This window comes from Paraburkholderia phosphatilytica, from assembly GCF_003443895.1.
GTDB lineage: Bacteria > Pseudomonadota > Gammaproteobacteria > Burkholderiales > Burkholderiaceae > Paraburkholderia > Paraburkholderia phosphatilytica.
Genome location: NZ_QQOA01000006.1, coordinates 242443 through 251367 on the forward strand (window position 1 = coordinate 242443; position 8925 = coordinate 251367).

The 8925-nt window shown below is 63.2% G+C and carries 12 protein-coding genes; 9 read left to right on the forward strand and 3 right to left on the reverse strand.

Going from position 1 to position 8925, the window contains the following annotated elements; translation table 11 throughout:
• Positions 1-40: 40 nt before the first annotated feature.
• The 6 genes from DVS29_RS09190 to DVS29_RS09215 are packed head-to-tail and all read left to right on the forward strand — an operon-like array spanning position 41 to position 4620.
• Positions 41-568: a MarR family winged helix-turn-helix transcriptional regulator gene (locus DVS29_RS09190; protein ID WP_164707876.1), complete on the forward strand. Its 528-nt coding sequence runs from the start codon at positions 41-43 to the stop codon at positions 566-568.
• Between the two features lie 23 nt (positions 569-591).
• Positions 592-1404, forward strand: a complete 813-nt coding sequence (locus DVS29_RS09195) for an amino acid ABC transporter ATP-binding protein (RefSeq protein WP_118180127.1) — start codon at positions 592-594, stop codon at positions 1402-1404.
• On the forward strand, positions 1404-2045 hold the full coding sequence (locus DVS29_RS09200) for an amino acid ABC transporter permease (protein ID WP_118180128.1): 642 nt from the start codon (positions 1404-1406) through the stop codon (positions 2043-2045). The genes DVS29_RS09195 and DVS29_RS09200 overlap by 1 nt, the downstream gene beginning before the upstream one ends.
• Entirely contained in the window at positions 2042-2704 is a 663-nt protein-coding gene (locus tag DVS29_RS09205; protein ID WP_118180129.1) for an amino acid ABC transporter permease, read from the forward strand. Before DVS29_RS09200 ends, DVS29_RS09205 begins: the two co-directional genes overlap by 4 nt.
• A gap of 60 nt (positions 2705-2764) precedes the next feature.
• Positions 2765-3604 (forward strand): substrate-binding periplasmic protein, encoded by an 840-nt coding sequence (locus DVS29_RS09210; RefSeq protein WP_118180130.1) that lies wholly within the window; start codon positions 2765-2767, stop codon positions 3602-3604.
• Positions 3605-3663: 59 nt separating this feature from the next.
• Positions 3664-4620 carry a DMT family transporter gene (locus tag DVS29_RS09215; RefSeq protein WP_164707877.1) on the forward strand — a complete coding sequence of 319 codons (957 nt, stop codon included), beginning with the start codon at positions 3664-3666 and terminating at the stop codon, positions 4618-4620.
• Here the strand turns inward: DVS29_RS09215 and ctlX are convergent.
• The gene (ctlX, locus tag DVS29_RS09220; RefSeq protein WP_118180132.1) at positions 4576-5571 is read right to left on the reverse strand and encodes a citrulline utilization hydrolase CtlX; all 996 of its coding nucleotides are present in this window, start codon (positions 5569-5571) and stop codon (positions 4576-4578) included. The genes DVS29_RS09215 and ctlX overlap by 45 nt on opposite strands.
• Positions 5572-5613: 42 nt before the next feature.
• Positions 5614-6693: an ornithine cyclodeaminase gene (locus DVS29_RS09225; protein ID WP_118180133.1), complete on the reverse strand. Its 1080-nt coding sequence runs from the start codon at positions 6691-6693 to the stop codon at positions 5614-5616.
• A 227-nt stretch (positions 6694-6920) separates the two neighbouring features.
• Between DVS29_RS09225 and DVS29_RS09230 the strand changes: the two genes are divergently transcribed.
• Positions 6921-7352 carry an Lrp/AsnC family transcriptional regulator gene (locus tag DVS29_RS09230; protein WP_118180134.1) on the forward strand — a complete coding sequence of 144 codons (432 nt, stop codon included), beginning with the start codon at positions 6921-6923 and terminating at the stop codon, positions 7350-7352.
• A 48-nt stretch (positions 7353-7400) separates the two neighbouring features.
• Here the strand turns inward: DVS29_RS09230 and DVS29_RS09235 are convergent, their stop codons facing one another.
• On the reverse strand, positions 7401-8159 hold the full coding sequence (locus DVS29_RS09235) for a GntR family transcriptional regulator (protein WP_118180135.1): 759 nt from the start codon (positions 8157-8159) through the stop codon (positions 7401-7403).
• A gap of 250 nt (positions 8160-8409) precedes the next feature.
• Between DVS29_RS09235 and DVS29_RS09240 the strand changes: the two genes are divergently transcribed.
• Positions 8410-8679 (forward strand): UxaA family hydrolase, encoded by a 270-nt coding sequence (locus DVS29_RS09240; protein WP_118180157.1) that lies wholly within the window; start codon positions 8410-8412, stop codon positions 8677-8679.
• Positions 8680-8760: 81 nt separating this feature from the next.
• Positions 8761-8925: UxaA family hydrolase (locus DVS29_RS09245; protein WP_164707878.1), on the forward strand; the 165-nt coding region annotated here is incomplete at its 3' end.

An 8925-nucleotide genomic window follows, 5' to 3' on the forward strand; every position in this document is an offset into this window, starting at 1 on the left:
AACAGGTGGCCTGACAGTGGCAGCGAACAAGGAACACGACATGGAATTCAGTGCGAAGGTCGCGAGCCTGGCGCAAGACCTCGCGGAGCCCGACGGGGACTCACGGTCGATTGCCGACGACGTGTTCGTCAAGGTCGCCACGACGGGGCCACTCAGCGATATGTGGCGCCTGACGTTATGGGCGAACTGCTACTGCGAACCGATTTTTGCGGAGATGGCGCAAACGTTCGACGTCGGGCGTGACGAATTCAACGTACTGAGTTGTCTCGCGTCGTATGGGTCGATGCTCGCCAAGCATGTCTGCGAAGTGACTGGACGCCCGAAGAACAGCATCAGCCGCGCAGTGAACAGTCTCGTCGCGCGCAAGCTGATCAAGCGGAAGACGAACGCCAACGATCGTCGCGAGAGTCTGCTGATTCTCAACGACAGCGGGCGGCGTCTTTACGAAAAGGTCCTGCCGGTCGCGGTCGATCGCCAGACGCTGATGCTGCAGATCCTGAGCGACGAGGAGCGGGCGCTGCTCGGCAGAATCCTCGACAAGCTGATGAGCGTCCGGCACGAATGGTGAACGCGGTTGATGGAGAGAGTCTCATGAACAGCATCACATCCCCTTTTCTCGCGTCCGGAACGGGCGCGGGACCTGCGGCTGGAACCGGCGCGCCGATTCTGTGCGTGGATCGCGTCGGCAAGGTGTTCGGCGCGCACCGGGTTCTTGAAGACGTCAGCTTCCAGATGCGTACCGGCGAAGTGATCGCGATCATCGGGCCGAGCGGTTCCGGCAAGAGCACGCTGCTGCGATGTATCAATCAGCTCGAGCCGCCGACGGAAGGCAGCGTGACGATCGACGACGTGACGATCCACGCCGGCCAGGCGCCATCGCACCGCGAACTGGTCACGTTGCGCCGGCGGATCGGCATGGTGTTCCAGTCGTTCAACCTGTTTCCGCATCTGAGCGTGCTGCGCAACGTCAGTCTCGCGCAGGAACGGACGATGGGCCGCAGCCGCAAGGAGGCGGACGAACGCTCGCTCGAACTGCTGGAGAGAGTGGGCCTTGCGAACAAGGCGTCGCAGTTTCCCGTCCGATGTTCAGGCGGCCAGCAGCAGCGCATCGCGATCGCACGCGCGCTCGCGCTGGAACCCGAAATCATGCTGTTCGACGAGCCGACGTCGGCCCTCGATCCGGAACTCGGCCTCGAGGTGCTGGCCGTGATGAAAGAACTCGCGACGTCAGGTATGACGATGATCGTCGTCACGCACGAAATGCACTTCGCGGAAAGCGTCTCCGACCGCGTGATCGTGATGGCCGATGGACGTGTGCTGGAAGAGGGCGAAAGTGAAGAGGTGATGCGGCGACCGAAAACCGAGCGGGCCGCGCGATTCCTGAGCGCAGTGAGGGACCGGTGATGATCCTCGATCTCTCCGCCATCCTGAAGGGCGTGCCGTGGACGGTCGCGCTCACCCTCACCACCTTCATTCTCGGTGCGGTGCTCGGTTTGCCGCTGTGCGGCATGCGGCTGTCGCGCAATGTGCTCGTGCGCGGCGTCGCGACGGCGATCGTGGTGGTATGCCGGTCGATCCCGCCGATCGTGTGGCTGTTCTTCGTGTTTTTCGGCATCGGCAACGACCTGTTTTCGATGAGCCCGTTCGTTGCGGCGGCCATCGGCCTGGGTGTGGTGACGGCGGCGAATATGTCGGAGATCTACCGCGGCGCGCTGACGGCGATTCATCCCGGCCAGTACGAAGCCGCGAAAGTGCTCAACCTCACGCGCCTGCAGCAGTTCCGAGACGTCGTGGGTCCGCAGCTGATCCGCATCGCGTTGCCCACGGCGGCGACGTATCTGATCGGTCTCCTGAAGGATTCCGCCGTGGCCTCGACGATCGGCGTCAACGAACTCGCGTTCCAGGCGTATCACGTGTCTCAGGTGACCTTCCGGGGCCTGAGTGTCTACGGTTCCGCCGCGGTGCTGTATATCGCGCTGAGTCTGCCGGTTGCATGGCTGTCGCGATGGGCCGACGTTCACCTTCGTTCACGGGTGTCACGATGAACAGTCTGCTCGAACAATGGAAAGGCTGGTTGCCCGACCTGCTGGACGGCTATCGGCTTTCGCTGGAAGTGGCCGGCGTGAGTCTCGCCGTCGGCATTCCGTTGGGGCTCGTGCTGGCGCTGATGGTGTCGGCGCGCTCGCGCTCCATCCGCACGTGCGCGCTGATTTTCGTGGAAGTGGGTCGCGGCGCGCCCGCGCTGATCCTGCTGCAGTTCTGCTATTTCGGCTTGCCGGCCGCGGGCTTGACGCTCACGTCGTTCGCATCGGCCTGCGTTGCGCTGGCGTGCTGCACGGGCGCCTATACGAGCGAGATGATTCGCGCCGGCTTCGACGCCGTGCCGTATGGGCAGAAAGAAGCGGCGCTGGTGATCGGGCTCAACGGCGTCGATGCACTGCGTTTCGTGATCATCCCGCAAGGCATGCGCGTCGCGTTGCCGTCGCTGCTCGGGTTTTCGATTTTGATGCTTCAGGCTACTTCGTTGTGCTTCACGATTGCGCTGCCGGAGCTGGTCAGCAAGGCGTCGAATATCGGGTCGTCCACATTCGAGTACATGCCCGTGCTGATTCTCGCCGGTCTGCTGTTCGCCGTTATCTGTGTTCCATCGACGTTCGCGGTGTCTGCGCTCGAACGCAGGCTGGGACGGCACGCGGTTCGATAGCACGTCGATACGTTTCTCTCGCAAGTGCCCACCATCGTCTCTGCCACAAGAGGATAGACCATGAAACTGTCGTTGAAACGTATTGCCGTACTGTGTTCCGCCGTGTCGCTGACGGCTGTTGCAGCAACCGCGCAGGCGGCGGGCAGCTGCACGCCGGCACACAAGTTTTCCACCATCAAGCCGGGCACGCTGTCCGTTGCGACCTGGGAGTTCCCGCCTTACTCGATTCCCGTGAGCCCAAGCGAAGTCAATGGCGTGGATGGCGACATCCTCCGGCTCATCGCGGCGAAGGAGTGCCTGACGCTTTCGTTCGCGAACGTGGATGCAGCCGCCGTGATCCAGTCGGTGGTGTCGGGTAAGGCCGACATCGGGATGGGCGACTGGTATCGCACCGCGGACCGCGCGAAGGTGCTCGGCCTGAGCGCGCCGATGTATCTCGACCAGATGGGCGTGATCTCGGGCCAGGGCAACGCCACGATCGCGAGCATGCAGGGCAAGCGCGTCGGCGCGGTGGCGGGCTACCTGTGGACCAGCGACCTGCAGAAGGTGTTCGGCAGCAGCCTGACCATCTACCCGAACCCGGTGGCGATGGCGCAGGATCTTGCCGCGGGGCGTATCGATATCGGCACGGATAGCTACGCGGTCGCGGTCTACGATCAGAAGAAGGGCGGCTACAAGGCGATGAAGATCGACGTGGTCAAACCCGATCAACGCGTGCCCGCATCCATCCAGCCGGGCCAGACCGCGTTCCCGTTCACGAAGACGAATCAGGCGCTGGGCGATGCGCTGTCCGCCGACATCGAGGCACTCCACCAATCCGGCGACATCTCGCGCATCCTGAAGGCACACGGGCTGGATCCGAACGCGGCGAACGTCGGCACACCCAGACTGGTTCAATGACATCGAGCGGGTAGGGCCCCATGCGCGAGCAGCCGTCGCTCCGGTCTCAAGGCAGGTCGTTGTCCTCGTTGGGTCCGATCGGCTCGATGATTGCCGCGACCGGGCTGTGGGCGGTCTCGCTGATCGCGCCGCTGATACTCGCCACGTACACGCCGGTTGAAATCACGGCCGGCCGCTATCTGTTCTTCGGCGCGATTTCAGCGGTGATTCTCGTCGCGCGGTTTCGCCATCGGCGGCTGGGCGCGCGGCGTTGGGCGCGCGCTGCGTTCTACGGACTGGCGGGCAACCTCGCCGTGTCGGTGCTGGTCAGCTTCGCGGTTCAGAGTACCGGCGCGGAGGTCGTCATTCCAATCATCGGGCTGTTGCCGATCTGCGTGTCCGTTGCGGGAAGCCGGCATCTGCCTGCTTCGACATGGCGGCGTCTGTTCGTTCCGTTCGTGCTCGTCACCGTAGGTCTCGTGCTCGTGCTGACGGTGCAGTCCACCGCATCCGGCCGCGATGCGCGGCTCGCGTGGCCCGGCGCCGCCGCAGCGGTGGCGGCCGTGGCCCTCTGGACCTGGTATGCGCTTTCGAACGCGCGCTTTCTGCGAGACAACCCGACCGTCACGAGTTCGCACTGGTCATGCGCAGTCGGCGTCGCGACCTTGGTGTTCTGTCTTGCGATCGTCGTGACGCATCGCTTCGCGAACCGTGATGCGTTCCTGCTGCACGCAGGTCAGACCGGTCAGGCGTGGCCGCTTTTCGTGCTGGTCACGATGATTCTCGGCGTGGGAACCTCGTTTCTTGCCACGGCATTTTTCAATCGCGCTTCGCTCGCGTTGCCGATGGGACTCGTGGGGCAGCTCATCATCCTCGAGACAGTCTTCAGCATTGTGTACGTGTGTCTCTACGAGCACACCACGCCGCCGCTCGTTCAGGCGGCGGGCATGGTGCTCGCGCTGGCCGGCATCTGGCTCTCCGCGAGGGAACTGCTAAAGGAGTCCGTCGAATGCGGCCACGGGTTCGACGCAGGGTAGCGATGGCAGTAGCGGCCGTTCACGCCGCGCGAGATGAATGCCCGCGAGCATGCATCGCACCGAGCCACCCGCCAGTTCGATCGTCGGCACGTCGAGCGGCAGCAGTTGCGCGCTGCGTTCGATCAGCTTGCGCTGACGCAGCGTGAGACTGTCGAACGCGCGTCGCGACAGTGCGAGAACCCGCCCATCGCGCCCGGATAGCTCGAGCGCGTTGCCCGCGAAACTCGCGATCTGCGCGGCGTCCAGTGCAATTACGCTGCGGCCGCTATCCGTGAGCCGCTGACGAATTTCATCGCGCCGACGCGCGTCGCTGATCAGATCGAACCCGACCAGCGCGAACGCGGTCGCGATGCTCATCATCACGTTCGTGTGATAGACCGGACGGCCGTTCTCGTCGGCGGTATCGAAACACATCGGCTCGAAATTGAAGTGCGTGCAGAACCGTTCGAGCGCCACCGGATTCGCGCGGCGCGAGCGCGCGGTGTAAGCGATGCGGGCGACGTGATCGAGCACCATCGCGCCCGTGCCTTCCAGAAAGATATCGTCGTGCTCCAGCCCGGAATAGTCGATCACGTCCTGCACGCGGTACTCGGACTTGAGCAGGTCGACGATATCGGTGCGCCGTTCGCGCCGGCGATTCGCGTTGTGCATCGGATACAGCGCGACGTGTCCGCCTGCATGCGTCGAGAACCAGTTGTTCGGAAACGCGGAGTCGGGCGTGTTGTGCGCGCCATCGTCGTCGAACAGATGAACGCGCACGCCGGCTGCCGATAGCGCTTCCGCCGCGGCGGTGACTTCGTCGCGGGCAGCGATGGCCAGCTCGCGCCGCTGCGCATCGCTGCTCGCGTTGCCCGTGCGTTGAAATGCGTTGTCGCCCGCGGTGTCGGGGTTTGGAAAGAAGCGGTGCGGCCGCACCATGACAACGGCCGCAGGAGCCTGAATGGACAGCATGGTCGTCGATGTGAAAGAAGAGAGGCTCACGAAGGTCCGGTTTTAACGGGCGAAGGCCATCTCGGCGACCGCTGCATCGCGTGCATCGCTGGCGTGTTCGCGCGATTCGCCAATCAGCGCAAACAGGTTCTTCGGATCCGTCGCGGGCGGAATCAGCGAAATGTCCACGCCGGCATCATGCTGTTGCGCGAGCGCATACAGGTAACGCAACGCCGAATAGTCTTCGAGCGCGAAGCCGACCGAATCGAATACCGTGATCTGCGATGCGCTTTCACGCCCTGCCGCTTCGCCTCGCAACACCCGCCAGAGTTCGACCACCGGAAAATCCGCAGGCAACTGCTGAATGTCGCCTTCGATACGCGTTTGCGGTTCGTATTCGACGAACACGCGGCTCGCGCGCAGCACGTCCGCGTGCAGTTCCGTCTTGCCGGGACAATCGCCGCCGACGGCGTTCAGATGCATGCCCGGCTCGATCATTTCCGGCGTGACGATGGTCGCGTAGGCCTTGTCGGCTGTCACCGTCGTCACGATATCGGCGCCGCGCACGGCCTCGGCCACGGACGCGGCGCGGGTGACCTGAAGCGCGGGCATCGAAGAGGACAGATTGCGGATCAGCTTGTCGGTCGCGTGTTCGTCGATATCGAACACGCGAATGTGATCGATGCCGAGTTGCGTGTGGAATGCGATTGCCTGGAATTCGCTTTGTGCGCCGTTGCCGATCAGCGCCATCGTGCGCGAATCGGGGCGGGCCAGCGCGCGGGCTGCAAGTGCCGATGTGGCGGCGGTACGCAGCGCTGTGGTGAGCGTGAGTTCGGCGAGCAGGAGCGGATAGCCGGTGTCGACGTCGGCGAGCGCGCCGAACGCCATCACCGTGTGAATGCCGCGCTCTGCGTTAACCGGATGGCCGTTCACGTACTTGAAGCCGAACAGGCGCGCATCGGCGATCGGCATCAGCTCGATCACCCCTTCCGGCGAATGACAGGCGACGCGCGGCGATTTGTCGAAGTCGTTCCATCGAAGGTAGTCGGCGCGCAGCGTATCGACGAGCTCGCGCAGGAAGCGCGCGACGCCGCTGCGCGCGATCAGCTGGCTGGTGGCGGGAACATCGAGGAAGCGGGTCATGGTCTGTCTCCTGGGTAGGCCGCGGCGCGATCAGCCGCTTGATGGAGTCATTATTCCGGCGAGCCCGGGCAACAGAAAGACAGCAGGATGAGCAAAAGTATCTATAAAATGGGCAAAATGTCAGGGCCTACTGGCGATCTGCTCGAAGTACACGCTTTCGCTAACGAAAAGCACTTGCCGCCGGGGTCTGGCGGCTTCGTCAAGATGCTCAGGGGAGGGCAGTCAGCATGATCAATCTGGACGACGTCGACCGTCAGCTCATCGCGCTGCTGCGCGACAACGCGCGCGCATCCGTCGTGACGCTCGCGAAGGCGCTGAGAGTGGCGCGCGCGACGGTCCAGAATCGCTTGACGCGGCTCGAACAGAATGGCGTGATCGTCGGCTATACGGTGCGGTTGAAACCGGCCGTCGAGAAGCATCGCATTCGCGCGCTGATGTCGATCGCGGTGGAAGGCAGCCGGGCCGGCGAGATCGTGAAGGCGCTGCGCGGCCATCCGAACGTCGCGACGATCCACAGCACGAACGGACGTTGGGACCTGGTGGCGGAACTGCAGGCGGATTCGCTGGAGAACTTCGATCGCGTGCTGGCGGCGATCCGTTTGATCGACGGCATCACCAACACGGAAACCAGCATTCTGCTGTCGACGCACAAGGCTTGAGCGTCGACCACGACATTCATACGACGTACCTGAATCCGCTCGCGCTGTTCAACCAGCGTTCGAAACGCGCGCCGGATTGGGCACGTATTCGTAGTCCCGCGTGTTGACATGCGAGAGCCGGTACTCGACCGGCTGCTCGTGATACGAGTAAGCAATCCGCTCGATTTCCAGCACCGGCGCACCCGCGGCGAGCCCGAGCAACGTGCCCTCCAGTTCGCTCGCCTGGCCGATGCGTACCCGCTCGTCGGTGCCGACCACGTTGATGCCGAACGCGTCCTGATAGAAGTTGTACATCGTGCCAGGACGATTGCGCAGCGCAGCTTCCGTGAGCGTCGCGAAGCGCGCCTCCGGCACGATGATGGTGTCGATGATCACGGCCTCGCCATGCAGCGAGAGCTGATTCGTGAACTGGAAAACCGGCGCTTTTTCGGCAATCCGAAGTCGCGCCGCCACGTCGCGCGTGGCCTTCGTTTTGCGGAAATTGACGAGGCTCACGGTGGGATACGACTTGTCGCCATCGCGACGAACCACGCGGAAGAAGCGAAAGAAATAGCGGTCGCGCTGATGCAGCGCGACGAACGTGCCGAGACCCTGATGCCGGATCAGGATGTTCTCGGCGCAGAGTTCATCGATCGCTTTGCGCAGCGTGCCGATCGAAACGCCAAAGCGTTCCGCGAGGCGGCGTTCGGACGGAATGGCCTCGCCCCCCTTCCATTCCTGCGCTGCCAGCGCCGCCAGCATTGCGTTCTTCACTTCCTTGTACCGGGTGCCGCCGACCGGTGCCGGCGTTTCCGCGATCGTGCTCATGTTCTTTCCCGCTGGAACGCCATGCCCCGATTCTACGGCATCCGGCACTCATGTAACACATATATATGAGTTAGTTGACATGCATGATAATGGCGCCTAACATGATTGCAATCCGACGCACCGGCGTGCAGATGTTGCGCCGCCTATCGAACTCAGGAACTCAACCAGGAGACACACCATGAATCACGCAGCAGCAGGATCAGCCGGCGCCGCGAATGCGGAAGCAGGTGGCCGCAAAACGATTCACATCGTGCTGCACGAGGCGAAAGACACGGTGGGCGTCGCGGTCGTTGAAGGCATCAAGGCCGGCACGCAGCTGAATGCGTGGATCATGGATGAAGACGAAATCATCACCGTCCCGGCGAAGCAGGACATTCCAATCGGCCACAAGGTGGCGCTGAAGGACATGGCCGTCGGCGATACGGTATTCAAGTACGGTGTCGATATCGGCAAGGTGGTGGCGCCCATCAAGGCCGGCGAGCACGCTCACGTGCACAACATCAAGACGAAGCGCTGGTAAGCCGCCGGGCGCTTTCATACGCCACAGCGCAGGCCGTAGCAGGCCACAGCCGTTTCGCTTCCCCCTATCGAGAGAGACACCATGAGCGTGATTGAACTGGACACGATTTTCCGCGGCTATCGCCGTTCGAACGGCCGCGTGGGCGTACGCAACCATGTGATCATCCTGCCGGTCGACGACCTGTCGAACGCGGCGGCGCAGGCGGTCGAGCACAACATCAAAGGCACGATGGCGCTGCCGCATCCG

Coding starts and splice junctions, on each gene's coding strand:
- DVS29_RS09235 (WP_118180135.1), bottom strand. CDS start 8,159: ATGAGCACGATCGCGGAAACGCCGGCACCGGTCGGCGGCACCCGGTAC.
- DVS29_RS09190 (WP_164707876.1), top strand. CDS start 41: ATGGAATTCAGTGCGAAGGTCGCGAGCCTGGCGCAAGACCTCGCGGAG.
- DVS29_RS09230 (WP_118180134.1), top strand. CDS start 6,921: ATGATCAATCTGGACGACGTCGACCGTCAGCTCATCGCGCTGCTGCGC.
- DVS29_RS09200 (WP_118180128.1), top strand. CDS start 1,404: ATGATCCTCGATCTCTCCGCCATCCTGAAGGGCGTGCCGTGGACGGTC.
- ctlX (WP_118180132.1), bottom strand. CDS start 5,571: ATGCTGTCCATTCAGGCTCCTGCGGCCGTTGTCATGGTGCGGCCGCAC.
- DVS29_RS09210 (WP_118180130.1), top strand. CDS start 2,765: ATGAAACTGTCGTTGAAACGTATTGCCGTACTGTGTTCCGCCGTGTCG.
- DVS29_RS09195 (WP_118180127.1), top strand. CDS start 592: ATGAACAGCATCACATCCCCTTTTCTCGCGTCCGGAACGGGCGCGGGA.
- DVS29_RS09225 (WP_118180133.1), bottom strand. CDS start 6,693: ATGACCCGCTTCCTCGATGTTCCCGCCACCAGCCAGCTGATCGCGCGC.
- DVS29_RS09205 (WP_118180129.1), top strand. CDS start 2,042: ATGAACAGTCTGCTCGAACAATGGAAAGGCTGGTTGCCCGACCTGCTG.